24 protein-coding genes are annotated in these 22,601 nt (G+C 65.7%); 5 read left to right on the forward strand and 19 right to left on the reverse strand.

Annotated elements, in window-relative coordinates; genetic code table 11:
• Positions 1-58 precede the first annotated feature (58 nt).
• Together xseA and F7O44_RS22310 are read left to right on the forward strand one after the other, a co-directional pair.
• Positions 59-1,273: an exodeoxyribonuclease VII large subunit gene (gene xseA / locus F7O44_RS22305; protein WP_162452482.1), complete on the forward strand. Its 1,215-nt coding sequence runs from the start codon at positions 59-61 to the stop codon at positions 1,271-1,273.
• A 14-nt stretch (positions 1,274-1,287) separates the two neighbouring features.
• Complete coding sequence (locus F7O44_RS22310) at positions 1,288-1,494, forward strand: exodeoxyribonuclease VII small subunit (RefSeq protein WP_162452483.1); 207 nt, start codon at positions 1,288-1,290, stop codon at positions 1,492-1,494.
• Positions 1,495-1,535: 41 nt separating this feature from the next.
• Here the strand turns inward: F7O44_RS22310 and F7O44_RS22315 are convergent, their stop codons facing one another.
• The 11 genes from F7O44_RS22315 to F7O44_RS22365 form a co-directional block, all read right to left on the reverse strand.
• Positions 1,536-2,063, reverse strand: a complete 528-nt coding sequence (locus F7O44_RS22315) for a DUF4245 domain-containing protein (protein WP_162452484.1) — start codon at positions 2,061-2,063, stop codon at positions 1,536-1,538.
• Between the two features lie 72 nt (positions 2,064-2,135).
• Positions 2,136-3,191, reverse strand: a complete 1,056-nt coding sequence (locus F7O44_RS22320) for an ABC transporter ATP-binding protein (protein ID WP_162452485.1) — start codon at positions 3,189-3,191, stop codon at positions 2,136-2,138.
• Positions 3,188-3,934 carry an ABC transporter permease gene (locus F7O44_RS22325; RefSeq protein ID WP_162452574.1) on the reverse strand — a complete coding sequence of 249 codons (747 nt, stop codon included), beginning with the start codon at positions 3,932-3,934 and terminating at the stop codon, positions 3,188-3,190. Before F7O44_RS22325 ends, F7O44_RS22320 begins: the two co-directional genes overlap by 4 nt.
• Before the next feature lie 83 nt (positions 3,935-4,017).
• Positions 4,018-4,812: a molybdate ABC transporter substrate-binding protein gene (modA, locus tag F7O44_RS22330; RefSeq protein WP_222851598.1), complete on the reverse strand. Its 795-nt coding sequence runs from the start codon at positions 4,810-4,812 to the stop codon at positions 4,018-4,020.
• On the reverse strand, positions 4,809-5,213 hold the full coding sequence (locus tag F7O44_RS22335; RefSeq protein ID WP_162452486.1) for a TOBE domain-containing protein: 405 nt from the start codon (positions 5,211-5,213) through the stop codon (positions 4,809-4,811). The genes modA and F7O44_RS22335 overlap by 4 nt, the downstream gene beginning before the upstream one ends.
• Before the next feature lie 143 nt (positions 5,214-5,356).
• Positions 5,357-6,055 (reverse strand): DUF1707 SHOCT-like domain-containing protein, encoded by a 699-nt coding sequence (locus F7O44_RS22340; RefSeq protein WP_162452487.1) that lies wholly within the window; start codon positions 6,053-6,055, stop codon positions 5,357-5,359.
• Positions 6,055-6,678 carry a DUF1707 domain-containing protein gene (locus F7O44_RS22345; protein WP_162452488.1) on the reverse strand — a complete coding sequence of 208 codons (624 nt, stop codon included), beginning with the start codon at positions 6,676-6,678 and terminating at the stop codon, positions 6,055-6,057. Before F7O44_RS22345 ends, F7O44_RS22340 begins: the two co-directional genes overlap by 1 nt.
• 248 nt (positions 6,679-6,926) lie before the next feature.
• Positions 6,927-8,120: an ABC transporter ATP-binding protein gene (locus F7O44_RS22350; protein WP_162452489.1), complete on the reverse strand. Its 1,194-nt coding sequence runs from the start codon at positions 8,118-8,120 to the stop codon at positions 6,927-6,929.
• Positions 8,121-8,134: 14 nt separating this feature from the next.
• The gene (locus F7O44_RS22355) at positions 8,135-8,980 is read right to left on the reverse strand and encodes an ABC transporter permease subunit (protein WP_162452490.1); all 846 of its coding nucleotides are present in this window, start codon (positions 8,978-8,980) and stop codon (positions 8,135-8,137) included.
• Between the two features lies 1 nt (position 8,981).
• Positions 8,982-9,941, reverse strand: a complete 960-nt coding sequence (locus tag F7O44_RS30595) for a carbohydrate ABC transporter permease (RefSeq protein ID WP_222851599.1) — start codon at positions 9,939-9,941, stop codon at positions 8,982-8,984.
• Positions 9,938-11,230, reverse strand: a complete 1,293-nt coding sequence (locus tag F7O44_RS22365; RefSeq protein ID WP_222851600.1) for an extracellular solute-binding protein — start codon at positions 11,228-11,230, stop codon at positions 9,938-9,940. Before F7O44_RS22365 ends, F7O44_RS30595 begins: the two co-directional genes overlap by 4 nt.
• Before the next feature lie 223 nt (positions 11,231-11,453).
• Between F7O44_RS22365 and F7O44_RS22370 the strand changes: the two genes are divergently transcribed.
• Positions 11,454-12,140, forward strand: a complete 687-nt coding sequence (locus F7O44_RS22370) for a spermine/spermidine synthase domain-containing protein (protein WP_187361534.1) — start codon at positions 11,454-11,456, stop codon at positions 12,138-12,140.
• A 33-nt stretch (positions 12,141-12,173) separates the two neighbouring features.
• Here F7O44_RS22370 and F7O44_RS22375 read toward each other — a convergent pair whose 3' ends face one another.
• Together F7O44_RS22375 and trhA are read right to left on the reverse strand one after the other, a co-directional pair.
• Complete coding sequence (locus F7O44_RS22375; protein ID WP_162452491.1) at positions 12,174-13,019, reverse strand: hypothetical protein; 846 nt, start codon at positions 13,017-13,019, stop codon at positions 12,174-12,176.
• A gap of 66 nt (positions 13,020-13,085) precedes the next feature.
• Positions 13,086-13,772: a PAQR family membrane homeostasis protein TrhA gene (gene trhA, locus F7O44_RS22380; protein ID WP_162452492.1), complete on the reverse strand. Its 687-nt coding sequence runs from the start codon at positions 13,770-13,772 to the stop codon at positions 13,086-13,088.
• Between the two features lie 182 nt (positions 13,773-13,954).
• Between trhA and F7O44_RS22385 the strand changes: the two genes are divergently transcribed.
• Positions 13,955-14,716, forward strand: coding sequence for an isoprenyl transferase (locus F7O44_RS22385; protein WP_162452493.1), 762 nt, complete (start codon positions 13,955-13,957; stop codon positions 14,714-14,716).
• 412 nt (positions 14,717-15,128) lie between these two features.
• The gene (gene phoH2, locus F7O44_RS32040; RefSeq protein ID WP_162452494.1) at positions 15,129-16,472 is read left to right on the forward strand and encodes an RNA 5'-3' helicase PhoH2; all 1,344 of its coding nucleotides are present in this window, start codon (positions 15,129-15,131) and stop codon (positions 16,470-16,472) included.
• A 55-nt stretch (positions 16,473-16,527) separates the two neighbouring features.
• On the opposite strand, the gene F7O44_RS22395 is transcribed toward phoH2, so the two are convergent.
• The 6 genes from F7O44_RS22395 to mca form a co-directional block, all read right to left on the reverse strand.
• On the reverse strand, positions 16,528-17,940 hold the full coding sequence (locus F7O44_RS22395; RefSeq protein ID WP_162452495.1) for a class II fumarate hydratase: 1,413 nt from the start codon (positions 17,938-17,940) through the stop codon (positions 16,528-16,530).
• A gap of 167 nt (positions 17,941-18,107) precedes the next feature.
• Entirely contained in the window at positions 18,108-20,153 is a 2,046-nt protein-coding gene (locus F7O44_RS22400) for a DUF255 domain-containing protein (protein ID WP_162452496.1), read from the reverse strand.
• Positions 20,154-20,345: 192 nt separating this feature from the next.
• Positions 20,346-20,795: a VOC family protein gene (locus F7O44_RS22405; RefSeq protein WP_162452497.1), complete on the reverse strand. Its 450-nt coding sequence runs from the start codon at positions 20,793-20,795 to the stop codon at positions 20,346-20,348.
• 43 nt (positions 20,796-20,838) lie between these two features.
• Entirely contained in the window at positions 20,839-21,333 is a 495-nt protein-coding gene (locus F7O44_RS22410; protein WP_162452498.1) for an AraC family transcriptional regulator, read from the reverse strand.
• Between the two features lie 26 nt (positions 21,334-21,359).
• Positions 21,360-21,587, reverse strand: a complete 228-nt coding sequence (locus F7O44_RS22415) for a hypothetical protein (RefSeq protein WP_162452499.1) — start codon at positions 21,585-21,587, stop codon at positions 21,360-21,362.
• 5 nt (positions 21,588-21,592) lie between these two features.
• A complete protein-coding gene (mca, locus tag F7O44_RS22420; RefSeq protein WP_162452500.1) occupies positions 21,593-22,456 on the reverse strand; it encodes a mycothiol conjugate amidase Mca in 864 nt (287 codons plus the stop codon).
• Positions 22,457-22,601: the final 145 nt, after the last annotated feature.

The raw sequence follows: 22,601 nt of genomic DNA on the forward strand, positions 1-22,601 counted from the left end.
CTTCGAATAGCGCCCGCCCGAAGCCGGAACATCACCGGTAGCGGTACCGTGTGCGGCTATGGCGCTCGACACCTCCCCAGAGAATCCGGCACCGGTGCGGGTCATCACCCAGGCGATCGGCCAGTGGGTCAACCGGCTCGGCGCCGTCTGGGTCGAAGGACAGGTCACCCAGATCTCCCGCCGGCCCGGCACGCAGACGGCTTTTCTGACATTGCGCGACGCGGCGGCTGAGGTATCTTTGCAGGTCACCTCCCCCACCAGGGTCCTCGACGCGCTCGAAGTTCCCCTGACCGAAGGGGCACGGATCGTCGTGCACGCGAAGCCGTCCTGGTACTTCACCCGGGGCACCTTGTCGCTCGCGGCCGACGACATCAGGCCGGTCGGCCTCGGACAGCTCCTCGCCCGCTTGGAGCGCCTGCGCAAGATCCTCGCGGCGGAAGGCCTTTTCGCCGCCGACCGCAAACGCGCCCTGCCTTTTCTCCCGGGTGTGATCGGACTCATCTGCGGCCGGGACTCCAAAGCCGAGCACGACGTGCTCGAGAACGCGAAGCGGCGCTGGCCGGGGGTGCGTTTCCAGGTGGAGAACGTGGCCGTTCAGGGAACCTCGGCGGCCAGCCAGGTGATAGAGGCGCTACGTGCGCTGGACCGCGACCCCGAGGTGGACGTGGTGATCATCGCCCGGGGCGGTGGTTCGGTGGAGGACCTTCTCCCGTTCTCCGACGAGGCGTTGCTGCGCGCCGTCTCCGCCGCCCGTACACCGGTGGTCAGCGCCATCGGCCATGAGGGTGACAGTCCACTGCTGGATCTCGTCACCGACGTCCGGGCATCGACCCCCACCGATGCGGCGAAACACGTGGTACCCGATGTCTTGGAAGAACTCACCCGGGTGACCCAGGCGAGGCAGCGAATCCGCGTGCGACTGCGGCAATGGATCGATCATGAGCAGGCCGGCCTCGACGCCACCCGCTCCCGGCCGGCTCTGGCCGATGCCGCACATAGCATCCGAATCCGCGCCGAGGATCTCGACATGCTGCGTAAACGCGCCCGCCGCACCATCGGGCATGCTTTGGATCGCGCGGCCGTCGACATCGACCACACCCGGGCGCGGATCCGTGCGCTGTCTCCGGCGGCGACGCTCGAGCGTGGGTATGCGGTGGTCCAGCACACGGAGACCACCGACGGAGCCGTCATCACGAGTCCCGACGACGTCACGTCGGGTGAACGGCTACGTGTGATGGTCAGCGGTGGTGAGTTCGCGGCCACCGCGGACTGATAAGTTGGCTGGCTATGAGCGAGGCCGACCCCACCTACGAGCAGGCACGCGACGAGCTCGTACAAATCGTCGCCAAGCTCGAAGCCGGCGGCACCACGCTGGAAGAGTCATTGAAGTTGTGGCAGCGCGGTGAAGAACTCGCCGCCCTGTGCGAGCGCTATCTCGAAGGCGCCCGGCACAAGCTCGCCCAGGTCAGCAAAGACGACGGCACTGACAGCTGAGGCCTAGCCAGGCCCGCTGCCCCGACGCCGGGCGCCGAGCCTCACTCGAGCCAGGTGACGAACTCCTCGAGCGTCTCGTAGGACTCGGTTCCGCGCACGATGGTGACCACGCCGCCGGCTGTGCGCACAAGTGCGCGGTCCTGGTTGCCGCCGCGTTCCACCAATCGTTCCCAGTTCTCGCCATCCACCGTGCTGACGCCGTCTTCTTCGAAGTCGTGCAAGCGGTCCTGCAGGTAAGCGGCCGTCTCACCGTCCGACTGCTCCAGTCCAACAAAACTCTCGCCATCGATCAGGAAGCCGATGCGCCACTGGTCTCCACCACGTTCCTGGGCCTGATGAACGCTGGTGGCCCGCCAGTCCTCCGGCACCCGCGCCGGGGCTTCGACGTGGTACGAGTACTGGTCCTGGACGTTGGCCAATACTCCCTCGTAGTCGACCGGGTCGGGCAGCGTGGGCTCAGGACGATTGATCGCGAACAAACCGGCGACCAACGCCAGCCCACCCAACAGGAAGAAGACTGCGCGAACCATGTCGCCGGTGGTTTCCGAACCACGAGCTTTACCGGCCATATGCACTATCTTCGCAAGGTGCGCGCCGTCCCCGGGCATCACCCCCGCACTTCCCCGTGATCGTGAGCACGATCACCGCGGATAGGCGTTGACCTCGGTCGCCTTCACCGACGCCCAGATCGAAGCCCCCGGCTCCAGGCCGAGCTCAGCCACGGCCAAGGGGGTGACGTCGGCCAGTAAGGGCACGGCCCCCTCTACGCTGATCCGCACCACGTCCCCATGGGCTTCCATGTCCTGAATCGTTCCGGGCCACACATTGCGGGCGGAACCGCCAGGGCGGTCCGGGCTCAGCGTCACCGCCGACGGCGCGAACGCGACGTGCACCGGCCCGTGCTGATCGTGTGGAAGGGCCACGGCAGCGCCGGCACTGAGCTCGGCGCTCTTCCCGTCCGCATGACCACGCAACAGGTTCAAGCCCACGAGGCGCGCCACATATTCGGTTCGTGGGTGCCGGGCGACCGCCGCGGGGGTGCCCTCCTGGACCACCCGCCCCCGTTCCAGCACCACGATGCGGTCGCCGAGCACCATGGCCTCCAACGGATCATGGGTGACCACGATGGCGCATCCCGCGTATCCGGTGAGGTGGCGCCGGAGCCCGGCGCGCACTGCAGGCCGGGTGCCGGCGTCCAGCGCAGCCAGCGGCTCGTCCAGCAGCAGTAGCGCGGGATCCACGATCAACGCCCGCGCCAGCGCCACCCGCTGTGCTTGCCCGCCCGAGAGCTCGGTCGGTTTGCGTCGTCCGTGCCCGGCCAGGCCCATCTGCTCCAGCCACTCCCCGGCCCGCGCCCGAGCGGTCGCGCGGGCGACACCGCGGGCGCGCAGCCCGAAGGCGATGTTCTCCGTGACATCAAGGTGTGGGAAGAGCAGGTAGTCCTGTACGACGAGCCCGACTCGGCGATCTCGCGGCTGCATATGCCGGCCGGTAGCGGTGTCGTCGAGGACGGTCCCTCCGAGCTGGATCCGCCCTTTGCGCAGCCGCCGTAACCCGGCTAGCGCCCCCAGCAACGTCGACTTGCCGGACCCGTTGGGGCCGAGCAACGCGACCACCTCACCCGCGTCCACGTGGAGGGACATGTCCAGCAGGAACTCCCCCTGCCCGACCGTCACCGCCGCGTCCAGGGCGTTCATCGCGTTCCCACCCAGCGCCCGCGCAGGCCGACCAGGATCGCCACGCAGATGGCGATCATCAGCAGGCTGAGCACGATCGCGGTGTCGGTGTCGCCGGCGCCGACGGCTACGTACGCCTCCAGCGGGAGTGTCCTCGTCGTTCCGGGAAAGCTACCGGCGAAGGTGATGGTCGCGCCGAACTCGCCGAGCGCCCGGGCCCAGGCCAGGATCGCGCCAGCCATGATGCCGGGTCCGACGGCCGGTAATGTCACCCGCCGGAACGTCGTCCACGATGACGCTCCCAGGGTGGCGGCGATGTCGTCGTACCGGCGGTCGGCGGTCCGCAATGATCCTTCCACCGAGATCACGAGGAACGGCATCGCGACGAACGCCTGGGCGAAGACGACTGCGGCGGTGGTGAACGGCAGACTCAACCCCCATGTCTGCTCCAGCCAGCCGCCGATCACGCCGCGGCGACCAAAGGCGACGAGCAGGGCGACCCCACCGATCACCGGCGGCAGCACGAGCGGCACCAGAACAAGTCCCCGCAACAGCGCCATGCCGGGTAGCCGGCTTCGGGCGAGGATCCAAGCCAACGGCACCCCGCAGACTAGAGACACCAGGGTCGCGATGGTCGCCGTCGTGACCGAGAGCCGCAACGCGGTCAGCACTTGTTCAGATGTCACGAGCTCCGGCAACCGGCTCCACGGCGCCCGCCACGCCAGCCCGGCGAGCGGCAAAAGCAGCAGCGCCAGGCCGGTCATAGCCGGGATCAGCAACACGACGGGGACGCGCCCGTCCTGCCGTACCGTATCGGCGGCGCGGCGGGCGAGCGCGCTTTGCCGATTCACGGTTCGGCGAACCCAGCCGTGTCCAGGGCAGAGCGTCCGACCTCGCCGGTCATCGCGTCCATCACCAACCTGGCCGCCTGTGGACTGTGTGCCTGAACCAGGAGGGCAGCCGGATACTCCGTGGAAACCTTGGTGAGTTCCTCGGCCGTGACCGTCAGGATGGCGTCGCCGGCTGCGAGGGCGTCGGTCCGGTACACGAGCGCCGCGTCGACCTCACCGAGGGTCACCAGCGCCATCACTTCCTTGACGTCGGTGGCGAGAGTGTCCGGCGCCGCCGCGACGCCGGCCTCGCCCAGCACTTCATCCGCCTTGGCACCGCACGGCACTTTCGGCTCGCACAACGCGATTCGGAGGTCACTGCGAGCAAGGTCAGCCAATCCGCGAACGTCGCCTGGATTGTCGGCAGGCGTCACCAGAGCCATCGTGTTACGCGCGATGACCTCCGGTGCGCCGGCGACGACGCCGGCCTCGACCGCCACGTCCATGGTCTCGATGTCAGCAGTGACCAGGATGTCCGCCGGAGCCCCGGCTACCGCCTGCTGGGCGAGCGTCGAGCTCGGGCCGAATGAGTACACGATGTCCAGTTCAGGATGTTGCGCCGTCAGCTCGTCAGCCAAGTCCGTGAACGCCTCGGTCAGTGATGCGGCCGCGAGGACCGTCACCGTGCCACCGGCCTCAGCGGAAGCCTCTTCGTCCGTCGATGGATACTCGTCGTTTCCGTTCCACCACCAGAGCCCGAGGGCGGTGAGAACACCGACGCCGGCCACCAGTGCGACACGGGTGCCTTTCACGCCCGCCCGCCCGGCAAGTCGACAACGACGTTGGTTGCTTTGACGGAGGCGATGGCAGCGACACCCACCTCGAGGCCGAGTTCCTCGGCCGCTTCCCGGCTCATCAAGGAAACCACCCGGTGTGGTCCGGCCTGGATCTCTACCTGTGCCATCAGTCCGTCCTTACGGACGCCGGTGACGAGGCCGGGGAAATGGTTGCGAGCCGACTGCTGTGGCGCCGGCAGCGCCGCCTCGGCCGGCCCGATCTCCTGCGCGGTACGAGCGAGTTCCACGCCGTCGACCACCAGCCGGCCCGCCTCGTCACGGCCCAGCGTCAACCGGCCTTGATCGGCCCATCGACGCAGCGAGTCATCGCTGACACCGAGCAATCGGGCAGCATCAGCGATCCGAAATTGCGGCACGAGATTCACTCTAATACCGCATCTGCGGATCCGCAGCCTCCATCACTCGTCCTTGCGTCCTGCAGAGTGCGCCCTATGACACTCGCGCTGCAGGACACACGCGGACGGCGGCGTCGCGCTGGGCAGCACACCGGAGAGTCTGGCTACCGCTTGGGCGGACGAACCGTGACTTCGCCGAGCAGCACGAAGCCACTGATCCGGCAGTTAGGAGCCCCAGGGGTCACCGACGTCTCGAGCTTCATCTTGCGGTCACCCAGAATGTTGGTGATCGAGTCCATCCGCACGTCGATGCCGTCGGGAACAATGACCGTCACACTGCCCAGGACCACACCGATGCGGATCTCTACCTCAGGCGCGCGCACGATGGCCTCGGTGAAGTCCAGTTCGACGCTGCCGAGGATCGAGGTCAGGTCCAGACGGCCCGGGACCTCCCATCGCCCGCTGCGCTTCTCCTCGCTGAGGATCGCGTTGATCTGTTCCTTAGGCACCGCGGGGCGCGGCGAATACTGGGGGGCGGGCCGCTGAGGCGGCGGCTGAGCTGGCTGAGCCGCCGACGCCGGCCGCCGGTTCTGCCAGCTCTGCTGCGTGGCGCCGCCAGGCATCGGGTATGGACCCTCAGGAAGATCGCGGGTGATTGGCTGCAAGTCGCCGTAGGTGCGCGCCTTGAACGCCGCGTCCAGTCGCTCTTCGAGCTCGGTCAGGGTCAGCCGCCCCTCACCGGCGGCGTTGCGCAAGGCTTCGGCGACACGTTCGCGGTCCACGTCCGAACACCGGAGATCGGCCGGGCTCTCTACGTGAGGAAAACTCTCGGCTGGTCTCGGCTTGTCAGGGGTCTCGCTCATCAGGACTCCACCGGCTTGCGTTTCACCGAGACTCCCCCGAAGACTGCTTTGCCGCTGATCCGCACCACCGGTGCGCCCGGCGGCGGCTGCCGGGCGCTTGCCTCGTCGGCAAAACCGCCGAAGATGCCGTTGCCGTCCACGACAACGTGTACGTCAGCCGGGATGTAGACCACCGCGCCACCGAAGACCGTGGTGATCTCGATATCGACCTCGTGGGTCTCCAACTGGGCTTCGGTCAGATCGAGCTCGGCACCGCCGAATACGGCCTTGACCGAGTAGCGCGACGGTACGACCCAACGGCCGCGCCGCTGGACGCCGCTGAAGACCACTTTGACCGACCGGCCACCCGGTTGACCGCCGACCCGGTCGGGGACCGAGCCACCGGTCGCGAGCGGGGTCCTGGGCGCCGCCGGGGTGTTCCCGGGCAGGATGATGCCGGGGAGGTCGTCGACAACCAGTTCGAGCTCGCCATAGGTCTTCGCCGCGTACAGCGCATCGATCCGCTCGTCCAGCTCGGTCAGGCTGAGCCGGCCTTCCGCCGCCGCTTCCCGAAGGTCCTCCGCGACCCGGTCCCGGTCGGCATCGGAGGCACGCAGTTCTCGCTGGTCTCGGCTGTCGTTCACATATGCGACCCTACAACGACGCGAGCCCTCCTCGGGGAGGAGAAAGCACCGGATCTTTCGAAGATCACCAACTCCACATCCCAGCCACCCGCACCGGCGCCTTCTAACAGCTCCGACGCATGGAGCGGCTCCGGCAGATGGAGTCTCTCCATGGTGCGGTGGGCATCAGCGAGGGAGGCGATGGCGAAGCCTCTCTCCGACCGAGTCTGCGGGCAAGGAGAGACTCCGTCTGCCGGAGCCTCTAGCCACTACGCCGGTTCGGAGACATCGGCTGGCTCATCGGTCTGGGCGGTGAGGTTGGCACCGGTCGATGGATCGAAGATGTGCACCTTTCGCAGGTCCAGCCACAACGGAGCGTTGCTGCCCTCGGCCATCCGGCTGGTGGCGTCCAGTGACACGACCAGCTGGGTCCGCAACGCTTCGCTGTCCAGCTCACGCTCGAGTTCGGCGAGCTGCACGCGGATGTCTTCCGGAGCCTCGTACGGCACGTAGGCGTACTGCTCGTTGCCGAGCCATTCGATCACGTCAACGTGCACGTCGAAGGTCACCCCGTGATCTCGGATGGTGTCCGAGACAACGGCTGCGTCCTCGAACGACTCCGGCCGGGCGCCAATCAGCACAACCTCGTGCTCCGACAGGTCCACCGATCTCGACTCCGGGAGATGCATCGGGCCGAAGGGGGTGCTGAGCTCGCCGTCACCAACCGTGGCCGGGATGAAGTTCATCGGAGGCGACCCGATGAAGCCCGCCACGAAGAGATTGACCGGTTCCTGATACAGCGTGCGTGGCGACGCGACCTGTTGCAGGATGCCCTTACGCAGCACAGCCACCCGGTCGCCCAACGTCATCGCTTCGACCTGGTCATGCGTGACGTAGACGGTGGTGATCCCCAGCTGCTTCTGTAGCCGGGAGATCTCCGTGCGCATCTGTCCACGCAACTTCGCATCCAAGTTGGACAACGGCTCGTCGAACAGGAATGCCTGGGCTTCGCGGACGATTGCCCGGCCCATGGCGACTCGCTGGCGCTGGCCGCCGGAGAGGTTGGCGGGCTTGCGATCGAGATGCTCGGTGAGCTCGAGCAACTCCGCCGCTTGGTTCACCCGTTCTTTCACCTCGGTGTCCGGGGCCTTGTGCAGCCGCAACGGGAACGCGATGTTCTCGAACACGGTGAGGTGCGGATACAGCGCGTAGTTCTGGAACACCATGGCCAGATTGCGGTCGCGGGGAGCCTTCTCGTTCACCCGGTCTCCACCGATGAGCATCTCACCACTGGTGATGTCTTCGAGTCCGACGATCATCCGCAGCAGCGTCGACTTCCCGCAGCCGGACGGGCCCACGAGAATCATGAACTCCCCGTCAGCGATGTCGAGGCTGATGTCGTTGACCGCTGGGAAGCCGTCACCGTACTTCTTGACGATGTTCTTCATTGTGATGGCAGCCATGAGATCTCCTAAGGTCAGCCCTTCACGGCACCCTGGGTCAAACCCGAGACGATGCGCCGCTGGAACAAGAGGACGAGGATGACGACGGGGATGGTGACGATGACGGCCGCGGCGGCGATCGCACCCGCGGGCTCCTCGAATTGCGAAGCGCCGGTGAAGAACGCCAATGCCGCCGGCACCGGCCGGGCCGCTTCGGTCGACGTCAGCGAAATGCCATAGACGAAGTCGTTCCAGGCGATGAAGAACGAGATGATCGCGGTGGTGAACACCCCGGGCGTCGCCAACGGCACGATCACCCGCCTGAACGCCTGCCAAGTGGTGGCACCATCCACCTGCGCGGCCTGTTCGAGCTCCCACGGAATCTGCCGGAAAAACGCCGATAGTGTCCAGATGGATATCGGCAGCGTGAGCGAGAGGTACGGGATGATCACGCCCGGCCAGGTGTCGTATAGCCCGATGTTGCGCCAGAGGTTGAACAACGGCGTCACGATCGAGATGACCGGGAAGATCGCCACCGCCAACGCGGTTGTCAAGATCACCCGCTTGCCCGGGAAGTCCAGCCTGGCGATCGCATAGGCGCAGAACGTGGACAACACCACCGCGATGAAGGTCGCGATCAGGCAGATGCCGATTGAGTTCCGCAGGGCCGACAGGAACAGTGTCTGAGCATCCCCCACCAGGATGGTCTCGTAGTTGTCCCACACGAGGTTGGTCGGTAAGAACTGCCTGTTGCCGAGATCGGCGGAGCTCTTGAACGACAACGACACGATCCATGCCACCGGGAACAGGGCATAGACCACGACGACGACTCCGGCCAACCACCACAGACTCTTCTCGCGGCCTGTCTTCTGGTCGTCCACGTCAGCCCTCCCCTCGCGCGCTGGCCAGATTGACCTTGAACAGCTTGATGAAGGTGATGCTGATCAGCACCACGCAGAGGAACAGCAAAACCGACACCGCCGAGCCGAGGCCTATCTCCAGCCGGCTGATCGTCTGTCTATAAGCCAGGAATGACACCACTTCTGTGCCTTGTGATCCCTGCGTCATGATGAAGACGTTGTCGAAGATCCGGAACGCGTCGAGAGTCCTGAACAGCAGGGCGACCATGATCGCGGCCTTCATGTTCGGAATGGTCACCTTGTACATCCGCTGCCACCAGGTGGCTCCGTCGACCTTCGCCGCTTCCTGAAGGTCTTCCGGCACCTGCGCCAGTCCGGCGAGCAGGAGGAGAGAGATGAACGGCGTCGTCTTCCAGATCTCGGAGATGATGATCACCGTGACGGCGGATCCGAAACTGCCGAACATGTTGGTGTCTTCGGAGATCCCGGGCACCCAGCTGAACCATGTTGTGAAGAAGCCGGTATTGATGTCGAACGCGTAGAGCCAAGCGAAGGCCGATACCACCGTGATGATCGCGTACGGAATGAGAATCGCGGTGCGCAGTACCGGCCGCAGTATGGTCAGCGCACGGTGCATCACCAAGGCGAGCGCGAACCCCAGCACAGCCTCGATGGCGACGGTGATGGCCGTGATGAAGACCGTGACCCCGACGGCCTGCCACCACACGCCGTCGGTCAGGATCACCGCGTAGTTGCCGAGCCAGTTGAACTCGCGGGCATCGGGATCGGTCAGCCGGAACTTGAACAGCGACTCATAGATGGCCTGAGCGATCGGGTACGCCGTGACCGCCAGCATCACGATGAATGCCGGGCCGGCAAGCCACCAGCCCAACCGCCGCTCGCCCCTGGCCCGATCGCTGATCCGGGCCGGTGCGGCCGCGCCCTTTGACACGCCGGTAGGGGCCTTCTCCGAAGTACTCACAGCAGTCTCTCCCCTCGCAGCACGGCCAAGATCAATTCGGCGGCCGACTCTGGTGTGGACTCAGGCCGGATCGCCCCGGCCGGATGCCAGGTGTTCTGCAGGCCGGTGGAGACCTCGTTGTAGTAGGGGGTCTGTGGTCGCGGCGCCGCGGCTTCCAATGACTCTCTGATCGTCTCCGCCATCGGGAACGCCTCCTGCACTTCTGGATCCTCGTAGGCGGCGACGTGAGCGGCGGGGTTGCCGTCGTTGACGAAGTAGAACGCCTGGTTCTCCGGCGAAACGATGCACTGGACGGCGTCGAGTGCCTCGTCCAAATGGTCGGTGAACGCTCCGATGCCGATGTTGATGCCGCCGTACGGAGGCCGCGCTTCTTCGCCATCGGCCATCGCCGGGTACATCGCCCAGCCGATGTCGTCGAGCACTTCTTGATCGACAGTGCCGTCCTCGACGCCGGCCAGGGTGGCAGCCCAGACGAACGGCCAGTTGACCATGAACGATCCGCGATCACCGCGGAATTGGAACATCGACGCGCCTTCGTCTTCGTTGGTCAGGCCGGGACCACCGAGGCCTTCCTGGCCAATGGTCCTCATCACCTCCGCTGCTGCCTGGCCTGCCTCGGAATCCAGACCCAGCTGCAACTCCTCCACGGGCACCGTCGGGTCGGCGATGATGTGTCCGCCGGCGGACTCGACCAGCGCGTTGATCCACACGGTCAGCGCCTCGGCGCGGATGCCTTGCACGCCGAGATACTTGTCTTGTTCGCGAGCGGCGTCGATGACCTGCTCCCAGGTGACCGGCTCGTTTTCAGGATCCAAACCCGCGGCTTCGGCGACGGATCTGCGATACCAGAGGATCTGAGTATTGGCCCAGAACGGCACCGCCACCAGCTCATCGCGCCAGGTGGCCCCGTCGATGGCTCCCTGCACCACGTCCTCGGTGACCACGGCGCCGACGTCGTCGGGAATCTCGGCCAGGAAGCCCGCTTCGGCGAACTCCGGTATGAACGGCGGGTCGAGACTCATCAGGTCAATGGAGTTGTCATTGGCCGCGAGGCGCCTGGCCAACTGTTCCCGCTGCGCCGAGGCTTCCCGCGGAAGCAGGGACGTCTCGATCCGGTACTGCCCGTCTGCCTCGTCGGTGCACCGACCGGCGATCTCGGCCTGCCCGCCGTCGTCGGGATTGATGTACCAGGTAAGTGTGGGTGGCCCGTCGTCGGTTCCGCATGCGACAAGGGCAGACATCAAGGCCACGGACACGGTGATGGCTGCGGCTGCGCTTCTCTGGCCCACGCTTGCCTCCCCTGAGACGGCACATACGTCGCCACCGGGCACAGCGCTGACGCCACGACATCGGGACGACGTGAATCGCAGATTACGCCACCTACGATCATTGTCCAAGCCTTTTCGCCCTTGACATGACTTGTGTATTCACCTCGTCGCCAGCGCCGGGTAAGAAGCACCGTCGGCAGCAGTCATCGCCGCGTCGAAGCCGGGGGCCACTAGGCTTCGCTTCGTGCACGCGCGTCCTGAAGTCATCGCCCAAGGGGAGGGCACGTCCGGCGAAATTGTGCTTCGCCGGCGTGAGGCTACCGGTCAACCGGTCTACGAGCTGATCGTCAACGGTGTCTTTCTCATGGATACCGCCGAGACCTCGACCGAGCGCCTCCTGGCCGAGGCGTTTCTCACCAGCCACGCGGCCCCCGCAAGAGTGCTGGTCGGCGGGCTGGGCTTCGGGTTCACCGTTGCTGCGCTGCTCGCTGATCCGAGGGTCGCCGAGATCGAGGTCGTGGAACTGGAACCACTACTGGTCACCTGGCTGACGCAAGGGCGAGTCCCGGGTACCGGCGCCATCCTTTCCGACCGACGAGTCAATGTGGTGGTCGACGACGTCCGCGCTGTGTTGGAGCGAGCCGAACCCGGCCGTTACGACGGCATCCTGCTCGACATCGACAACGGCCCAGGATTCCTGACAAGGCAGGCAAACGCGGAGGTCTATCGGCGTCCGGCCCTGCGGTCGGCCATCCAGGCGCTGACACCGGGCGGGGTGCTGGCTATCTGGTCGGCCGCGCCGTCCGCGACCCTGTCAGCCGACTTGGCCGGCATCGCCGGGCATGTGGACGAGCTGGTCCGCACCGTCCCACGCGAGGGACGCGAGTTCGATTACCACATCTACCTGGCACAACGAGAACCGCTGGATTAGCCGAACAAGCTGGACTTCTGCAGTAGGAGTCGGCTACTCGTCCATGCCGTCGCTCAACAAACTCGACTCCGTCGGCGGCCACGGCCGCTTCAGTGCGGGTTCAGTGCTTGCATCGAAGACGGAGCGTTCTCCCAGTGCCTCGTCGAGCTCGATCTCAAGTGAGAAGCTCGGATTGCCCGGACATTCCGCGTCACCTCGGACCGGCTCGACCAGCACCACAATCGACACACTGATCGCATCCTGGCTCAGTACCACCGGTCGCACTTCCCGCCCGTCCGGGGCTTGACCGCTGGCGCAGGCTACCTCCCATGCTTGGACCGCGACGCTCACCGACGACGGGTCAGGCTCCACATCGGGATCAAGCACGAAGCGTGCGTGACCCCAGCCCTCAGCCGACACGTCGATCCGGCACTGGCCCCAGCTCGACGGCACCCAACTGTCGTCCTGCCGAACCAACGTCGCGTCGGCGTACGGCGCCGCCTCGAACTCTTGCTCATGTGGAATGCCGAACAGGACAAGCTCGTCATCAGATTCGGAGGCGATGTGCCAGTCGTGTATCTCGAAAAACTCGTGCTCGCCCTCGACCGGGGTGAGATCGACGTCCTGCTCGACGTCCCCCAGAGGCGGGAACGACGACGGATCAGCCGGCAGGTCATTGAATCGCACGGCACCACAGGTGGCGACCAACTCGTCCGGAGCTGTGGGCTCCTGGCCTGCCGCCGAGGCACCTGAGCCGCCCGTCGCCGGAGCGCCAGGTTCCGAGCCCGAGCCCGCGGTTTCTGGCTCGGTACTGACCGTGGGTGGCTCGTCGCCGCACGCCGACGTGAACACGATCGCGGCGACCGCGAAGACGACGGCACACGTGCGACGACTCTCCATGCCAATACGACGGGCCTTTACCGCAAGCGGTTCCCATGGGTCAAGAGGCGTTGCGGGTTTGACGAACTACGCGACCGCTACCGCGCCGACGCCGAACGCGGCCAGCCAGATACCGACATGGTGGCTGGCGAACCCGGCCAGCGTGAAGGCGTGGAACACCTCGTGGAAGCCGAACCACCGAGGTGAGGGGTTGGGTTTCTTCATGCCGTAGACCAGCGCACCGGCCGTGTACATCAGACCGCCGACAATGATCAGCGTGACGACCGCCGCGCCCCCGTGCGAAGCGAACTGCGGCAGCCAGAAGACCGCCGCCCAGCCGAGACCGATGTAGATCGGCACATACAGCCACCGGGGCGCACCGAGCCAGAAGACTCGAAAGCCCACTCCGAGCAGGGCGCCGATCCACACCAATGAGAGCAGGATGCGCGCTTGCTCAGACGGCAGGATGAGCAGCGTGAACGGGGTATACGTGCCAGCGATGATCAAGAAGATGTTGGCATGATCGAGCCGTTTGAGCCTGGCCTGCACCCGCGGCGACCATTGCCCGCGGTGGTAGACAGCGCTGATCCCGAACAGCATCGCGGCCGTCAGGGTATAGATCAGCGCACTGACCCGGACCGTCGTGGACGGAGCCAGCGCCACGAGCGTGAGACCGGCGAGGACAGCTATCGGAAACGTGCACGCGTGCAACCAGCCACGAAGCTTCGGCTTGACCGCGGCCAGCGTGTCACGTATTTGCCCGTCGATCGGCATGCCCCAACGGTAAACCAAGAAGCTGCCATAGCCGTCTCAACAGCAGGAGAGGTACCTCACCCGAACCCAAGGGCTCCCCCGCCGGGCTCGCGGCCGATCACCGGCCACAACAGCACGTGGCTGGTTCCGGGGTACTCTTCTCGCCGGAGCACACGCGCGAATTGTCAGGGAAGGATGCCTTCATGGGCCTGTCGGACGTGGTCTACCGGGTCTACGGTCGCAATCTCCAGCGGCAGCTGGACACAGCCCGGATGCCTGGACACGTCGCGGTCATCCTCGATGGCAACCGCCGCTGGGCGCGGGCCTTCGGCGCCCCCACAGCCAGCGGCCACCAAGCCGGCGCCGAGAAGGCACAGGAGTTTCTCGCCTGGTGCGACGAACTGGATATCCGGGTCGTCACGCTTTGGCTGCTCTCCACCGACAATCTCGACCGCCCGGAAGAAGAACTCATCCCGTTGCTCAGCATCATCGAGGGCCTGATCAGCGACCTCGCCGCCGCCCGGCGGTGGCGGGTGCATCCGGTAGGCGCTCTCGACCTGCTACCGGACCGCACCGCGACGGTGCTCAAAGAGGCGGCCGACGCCACCCGGGACCTCACCGGTATGCATGTGAACGTGGCAGTTGGCTACGGGGGCCGGCGGGAGATCGCCGACGCCGTACGTGCTCTGCTCCAGGAACACGCCGAAAAAGGGACACCGATCAACGAACTCGCCGGTACCGTCACCGCCGAGGACATCGCCCGCCACCTCTACACCAAAGGTCAGCCCGACCCAGACCTCGTCATCCGGGCCAGCGGCGAACAGCGGCAGTCGGGATTCTTGCTCTGGCAGAGTGCCAACTCGGAGTACTACTTCTGCGAGGCCCTATGGCCGGACTTTCGCCACGTCGACTTCCTCCGCGCGCTGCGCTCGTACACCGAACGTGAGCGCCGCTTCGGGAGGTGACGATCGGGACGGGTGGAGAATCCCGCCCTCGCCCGCGGCTCTCTCCTTCGTCGTTCGCCGATGCCCGACCGCACCCTGGTCGGGATTCTCCACCCGTCCCGATCGTGTTCCTGAGCAGTCTCGCGTTCCGAGGGCAGCGCGGAGTTTCGTCGTGCTTGGACCGAGTGGTCCGCGGGCCGGGGCAACGCAATGTTAACCGGCTGTTCTGGCGTGTCCGGACCCACAAGAGCCCTTCACAGGTACCCTGGTTCTTGACAGTTGGGGAGAGAACCAGCTGTCCGGGAGGCTCGTCCAACGTGCTGAAGCTATGGCGCGAGGGGAGGGCCGGCACCCGGCCCTCTGGGCCCGGTCCCGGTTCTTCACGCGACTAGACACCTGAGTCAGGGTGCACTCAGGCACGAGGGAGACGGACGTGGCCGCTTCCAAGACTCACACTCGTCGTCATCAACCGGACCCAACGACCCCGCACACGACGTACGTGCTCGACACCAGCGTGTTACTCGCCGATCCGTACGCGATCTTGCGGTTCGCCGAACACGAGGTCGTCCTGCCGATCGTCGTGATCACCGAACTCGAGGGCAAACGACATCATTCCGAGTTGGGTTACTTTGCGCGCAGCGCATTACGCCTGCTGGACGAGCTGCGCATCGAACACGGCCGGCTCGACAAGCCCTTGCCGGTCGGGCCGGACGGCGGGTCTGTCCGCGTGGAGCTCAACCACACCGATCCTGAAGTGCTCCCGGCCGGGTTCCGGCTAGGCGACAACGACTCCCGCATCTTGGCCGTCGCGTTGAACCTCGGTTCTGACGGGCACAACGTCGTCCTGGTCTCCAAGGACCTTCCCATGCGTGTCAAGGCATCCGCCGTCGGGCTACAGGCCGAGGAGTACCGAGCCGAGGCCGTCGTCGAATCCGGATGGACCGGCATGGCGGAAATCGACGTCCCCGGTTCGGTGCTGAACGAGCTGTACCAGGGCGGAACCGTCGACCTCGAGGCAGCCCGTGAGCTGCCCTGCCATACCGGCCTCGTGCTCCACAGCGAACGTGGCAGCGGGCTGGGGCGGGTCACACCGGACAAATCGGTGCGCCTGGTCCGCGGCGACCGCGAGGCGTTCGGGCTGCACGGCCGCTCCGCCGAGCAGCGGATCGCGTTGGACCTCTTGCTCGACGACGAGGTAGGCATCGTCTCTCTTGGCGGCCGGGCCGGCACCGGCAAGTCCGCGCTGGCGCTGTGCGCCGGCCTGGAAGCGACTCTCGAACGGCGACTGTACAAGAAGGTCCTCGTCTTCCGGCCGCTGTACGCCGTTGGTGGCCAAGAACTCGGATACCTGCCGGGCAACGAAGCCGAGAAGATGAGTCCGTGGGCACAAGCCGTCTACGACACCTTGGGGGCTCTGACCACTCAGGATGTTGTCGACGAGGTCATCGAGCGCGACATGTTCGAAGTGTTGCCACTGACCCATATCCGCGGGCGTTCACTGCACGACGCGTTTGTGATCGTCGACGAGGCGCAATCTCTCGAGCGCAACGTCCTGCTCACGGTTTTGTCGCGCATCGGCAGCAACTCCCGGGTGGTCCTCACCCACGACGTCGGCCAGCGCGACAACCTCCGGGTAGGCCGGCATGACGGCGTCGTTGCCGTTGTCGAGAAGCTCAAGGGCCACCCGTTGTTCGCGCACGTCACGCTGACCCGATCGGAGCGCTCGCCGATCGCGGCCCTGGTGACGGAGATGCTCGAGCACTCCCCCGCCACCTGACCGCTCCGATGATCATGAACACTTGGTGACCATATAGGTGACCAAGTGTTCATGATCATGGCGTTGTCATGCTGAGCACGTCCAGAGCCTCATCCAGCTGAGCCTCAGTGAGTTTGCCCTGCTCCACGTACCCACGCTCGATCACAACCTCGCGGATGGTCTTCCGCTCAGCCAGTGATTGCTTGGCGACCTTGGCTGCTTCCTCGTAGCCGATATACCGGTTGAGCGGCGTGACCACCGACGGCGACGACTCCGCGTACTCCCGGCAGCGTTCCTCGTTAGCCGTCAGCCCGCTCACGCAACGGTCGGCGAACAGCCGGCTGATGTTGGCCAGCAGCCGGACCGACTCTAGGACATTTCGAGCAATCACCGGCAGCATGACGTTGAGCTCGAAGTTGCCCGCCGCGCCCGCGAAGGTGACAGTGGCGTCGTTGCCGACCACCTGAGCACACACCATGCACAGCGCTTCCGGGATAACCGGGTTGACTTTGCCCGGCATGATCGAGGACCCAGGCTGCAGGTCCGGGAGGGCGAGCTCGGCCAGGCCGGTACGCGGCCCGGATCCCATCCAGCGCACGTCGTTGGAGATCTTGTTCAGCGAGACCGCGATGGTGCGCAGTTGACCGGATAGCTCCACCAATCCGTCCTGCGAGCCCTGGGCTTCGAAATGATTGCGGGCCTCAGTGAACGGCAACCCGGAGTCAGCGGCGAGCCGGCCGATGACCTTTTCGGCGAATCCGGGAGGAGTGTTGATGCCGGTGCCGACTGCGGTGCCGCCCAGTGGAAGCTCCGCCACTCGCGGCAGGGCAGCCTGCAGCCGCTCGATGCCGTAGGAGACCTGGGCGGCATACCCGCCGAACTCTTGTCCGAGAGTGACGGGTGTGGCGTCCATCAGGTGCGTGCGGCCGCTCTTGACAACGGAGGCAAACTCGTCGGACTTGGCCGACAAGGTGGCTCGCAGGTGCTCCAGCGCCGGGATCAGATTCCCGACGACGGCCGCGGTAGCGGCCACGTGAATCGCCGACGGGAAGACGTCGTTGCTCGACTGCGACGCGTTGACATGGTCGTTCGGGTGCACGGGCGCACCCAGACGTTCGGTGGCGAGAGTCGCGATGACCTCGTTGGCGTTCATGTTGCTGGACGTGCCGGAGCCGGTCTGGAAGACGTCGATCGGGAAATCGTCGTCGTAATTGCCGCCGGCTACTTCGGCCGCGGCCTCGTGGATGGCTTGACCGATCTCGGCGTCGACGACACCCAGCTCGGCGTTGACCGTGGCTGCGATGCCTTTGATCGAGGCCAGCGCGTGAATCAGCGAGTTCTCGATACGGGTTCCAGAGACCGGGAAATTCTCAACCGCGCGCTGGGTCTGAGCACGATATTTGGCCGCGGCCGGCACACGGACCTCGCCCATGGTGTCGTGCTCGATGCGATACGGGGAATCAGTGGTGTTCGTAGCGTCGTCGCTCATATGCCTATCATCCCGCGCCTATCAGCTCGCCAGCTCCGCGGGTCCATCCCCCGTGATCGTGAGCAGATCTACGCTCTCCCACCCTGTGATCGTGAGCACGATACTGCCGCGATAGCGACACGAATCCGCTCACGATCATGGATGGGAGTGCAGAAAACCGCTCACGATCACGGGGTGGAGGATATCTGGTCGGCCAGCTCCGCCGGATCATCGGTAGGTCTTGCACAGACGAAATGCCGGCACACGTACGCCGCCGGCGCATTGTCGACGAGCGGACGATCGCGCAGAAGAGGAACCATGGCCGAGGCTGGCTCCTGCGGATCGCCGGCGACGACGGCGGCTCCTGGGGACGGCTGCCGCAGCGCGGCCGCGTGCAAGGCGCGAGTCCGCTCATCTGCGGGATCTCCCACGACGGCGACCTCCACCGGACCGGAGACCAATGCCTCCGCGACCGTCATGCCCCAGCCGGCGAAGCGCGGCGCCTGCGCCGCCAGCGCATCGTAGACGCCCAGGGCGTTCTCAGCGGCCTCCCGGTGCCGCGCAGATCCGGTATACGCGGAGAAGGTCAGCAGCGCGCCAGCCGCGGCCGACCAGCCCGAGGGGGTGGCGTTGTCGGTGGGATCCTGTGGTCGCCGGACCTCCGCGAGCCTGACGTCGGTGGCGTCGTCGGCGGTGTCGAAGAAGCCGCCGTTGGGGTCGGCGAAGTGTGCCAGAACCGTACCCAGCAATTGCTCGGACAGTTCCAGCCACACCGGATCCCCCGTGACGGCGAGCAAGGTGAGGAAACCCTCGGCGACGTCGGCATAGTCTTCGAGGACCCCGCTCGGCGTGCCCGCGGCACCGTTTCTGGACACCCGGCGCAGCCGACCGCCGGAATCCAGGTGGACCCGGATGAGCACGTCGGCGCACTGAACCGCGGCGTCGATCCACGGCCGCTCGTCAAGTAGCGCCCCGGCCTCGGCCAGTGCCGCGATGGCGAGACCGTTCCATGCGGACACCACTTTGTCGTCACATGCTGGCTGGGGCCGCTCCGCGCGGGCGGCATGCAAGGTGGCTCGCACCCTGGCCCAGCGTTGCCAGTCGTCCGGATCAGTCGGCAGCTGGAGCGTGGATCTGCCGTGCTCGAAGGTGCCGGCCTCGGTGACATTGAGCAGCCGCACCGCCCACGCGGCATCGTCGGCATTGAGCACGTCGTACACCTGGGCGGGGGTCCAGACGTAGGAGGCGCCTTCAGCAGAGTCCCCGGTGTCTGGATCTGGGGCATCCGCGTCGAGTGCGCTGGCAAAGGCGCCTTCCGGTGTCCTCAGATCGCGTAGCAGGAACTCGGCGGTCTCCCGGACCACTCGCTCAGCCAGCGGCGACTCGGTGGAGCGCCACAGGTGAGCGTAGACGCGTAGCAACAACGCGTTGTCGTACAGCATCTTCTCGAAGTGCGGCACCACCCAGGCGTGGTCCACGCTGTATCTGGCGAACCCACCGGCCAGCTGGTCGTATATGCCGCCGCGGGCCATCCGCTCGCAGGTCTGCTCCACCATGGTCAGCGCATTCTTGTCGCCCGTGCGGGCGTGGTGGCGCAACAAGAACTCGAGGACCATGGACGGCGGGAACTTCGGTGCCCCGCCGAACCCGCCGTGCTCCTGGTCGAATGTGGCGGCCAGCCGCTGAACCGCAAGACCGAGGCGCTCAGCCGAGGGGGCAGGACGCTCGGGGACCGTTCGCGGGCCGTCCAGCCGGGAAGCGATCTGCTTGGCGGCGTCGTCGACCTCGTCGCGCCGATGCCGCCACGCGTCTGCGACAGCCTCTAGAACCTGGGGAAATGATGGCATTCCATGCCGTGGCTCCGGCGGGTAATACGTGCCGGCGTAGAACGGCTTGCCTTCCGGGGTGACGAACACCGTCATCGGCCAGCCGCCTTGACCCGTCAGGGCTTGGACAGCCTCCATGTAGACGGAGTCGACGTCGGGACGCTCCTCGCGATCTACCTTGATCGACACGAAGTGCTCGTTGAGGAAAGCGGCGATGATCTCGTCCTCGAACGACTCGTGCGCCATGACGTGGCACCAGTGACAGGCCGCGTAACCGACGCTCACAAGAACGGGAGTGTCGCGGCGCCGAGCCTCGGCAAAGGCTTCGTCACCCCATTCCCACCAATCCACCGGATTGTCCTGATGCTGGAGAAGATAGGGGCTGGACGCGCTACTGAGACGGTTCACCCAGGTCCTTCGTGGCGTTTGCAGAGGCACACATCAATCTCTACCAACACACGCTACCCCTCGGGCGCCATTTCACTCGAATATCGGGCGTACGGCCGACCCGGCCCCGGAAATCACGAGACTCCCCGGCGTTCAGGAACCTCCCGGGCATCCGGGGCGGCCGCACCCCATGACGCCGCACCACGGACATCCTCAACTGAAAGCCTTCTTCATCGCGTCCGGGTCGAGCGCCTGTTCGTTGATCTCGTTCAGGCTGTACCAGTTGCCCGACACGTCGCGGAACACGGCTTCCACGCCGTACGGCCGCTCGGCCGGTTCCTGCAGGAACTCGACCCCTCTCGCGGAGTACTCCTCGAATGTCTTCCGGCAGTCGTCGGTGTGCCAGGCGCCCGCACTCAACGCTCCCTTGGCCATGAGCGTGCGCAGCATCGACGCCGTTTCCTCGTCGTGCATCGGAGGCCCTGGCACCGAAAGATGGAGCTGGAACCTGGGGCTGGCGGGAGGACCGACCGTCAGCCACCGGAACCCGTTGTCCATCGTGAGGTCCTGGCGGAGTTCGAAGCCGAGCTTCTCGAGGAAGAAGTCCTTGGCTTCGTCGTAGTCGTGGACGTAGGCGCCGGCCACGCCGAGCGAAGTGATCACCGTCTTGTCCCTTCCGTCGATGTCCGTTCGAACAGAAACGACGTTATTCCCCCGGGAGCGAGTCAGGCTTCTCCGTGGTTGCCGTCTTGGAACCCGCGCGACTAGGAGATTGCCGGGCCGGCGGGTTCTCACCCGGAATCGAAGGTGCGCCCCACATGAACACGTAACAGCCGGGGACCGGAAGTCCCCCCGATGCGCGCGCGGTGCGCTGGAACTGCACGGGAGATGTGCCCACGATCTGGTGAAAACGAGTGCTGAATGAACCCAGACTGGAGAATCCGACCAGGTGACAGACCTCGGTCACGGTCAGGTTCGCCGAGCGCAGCAGGTCTTGTGCTCGTTCAACCCGCCTCCGGGTCAAGTACCGCCCCGGGGTCTCGCCAAAAGCCGCGCGAAACGCCCGGATCAAGTGGAAACGCGAGTATCCGGCGGCCTGTGCGATCTGGTCGAGGCTCAGGGACTCGGCATAAGACCGATCGATCAGATCGCGAGCTTTGCGCACCGCGATCAACGTCTCAGCCGCGGCTCTCCCTGACACTCGCGGCTCACCCCCGCTCGCAGCGACTAGTCGCCGTTCTGCTGCCGCTGCCCCATCCGCTCCTGGTCAGAGGTCGCTGCCTCGTCGAAATGGATCCCGCGGACATGCTTTCGCATGCTTCGGTAGAGCACGATCACCACCAGAATCAGCGCAACAACCAGCCAGAAGCTGATCGACCCAGCGTTCACCGCCAGCCCACCGGACTCACCGGTTCGGCCATCGCGGAACATGCCCACGGCCATCAAAACGTCCACAACACTCACCTTACCCCTGCGAACAGGTCGTCCTCAGGAAGCTCTGTGTCCACAAGGGTCCGGACCAGTTCGTAGTCCTCGCTCGGCCACGTCGTCTGGTGTACCTCCAGCGGGACGGCGAACCACGGACCTTCTGGGTCGATCTGGGTGGCGTGCGCGAGCAACGCCTTGTCACGAACCGGGAAGAATTTCGCACATTCCACCCTGGTGGTGATCCGCCTGTCCCACTCCGGATTCGGCTTCCACTCCCGCAGCCGCTCCTCGTAGGGCGACGGCAGGCCACGTCGTTCCATCTCCTCGTGCAACGCGACCAGTCGCTGCCGGTGAAAGGAGTGGTGATAGTACAGCTTGAGTGGCTGCCAGGGCGGCCCGGCGTCGGGATAGGCGGATGCGTCTCCCGCCGCGTCGAAGGCCGCCACGCTGATCTTGTGGCACATGATGTGGTCGGGGTGCGGGTATCCACCATTCTCGTCATAGGTGGTGACCACGTGCGGCCGGAAGCGGCGGATGGACTCGACCAAGCGCGCGGCCGCGACGTCCACCGGCTGTGCGGCGAAACACCCGTCGGGCAACGGCGGCAACGGGTCGCCCTCCGGAAACCCGGAGTCGACAAAACCCAGCCATTCTTGCCGGATCCCGAGGATCTCGCGGGCTTGATCCATCTCCTGCCGGCGGATCTCACTGATGTTGGCCAGCACGTCCGGACGATCCATATTGGGGTTGAGAATGGAGCCGCGTTCACCGCCGGTACAAGTGACGACGAGCACATCGACACCGTCGGCGACATAGCGCGCCGTTGACGCCGCTCCCTTGCTCGACTCGTCATCAGGGTGTGCATGGACATGCATCAACCTGAGTTGCTCTGCCATAGTTACCTCACCATGTGCCTTGCTCCGGCGTTCTCAACGGCCAAGGCCCGACCCGGTGTTCCGGACCCCGATTACTACATTATGTAGTGGGGCCCTGCACGCAGCCTGGACCGCCAAGACATAATGGTGCCATCTTCCACCGACA

Origin of the sequence: Phytoactinopolyspora mesophila (genome assembly GCF_010122465.1) — a bacterium.
In the GTDB taxonomy this organism is placed as follows: domain Bacteria; phylum Actinomycetota; class Actinomycetes; order Jiangellales; family Jiangellaceae; genus Phytoactinopolyspora; species Phytoactinopolyspora mesophila.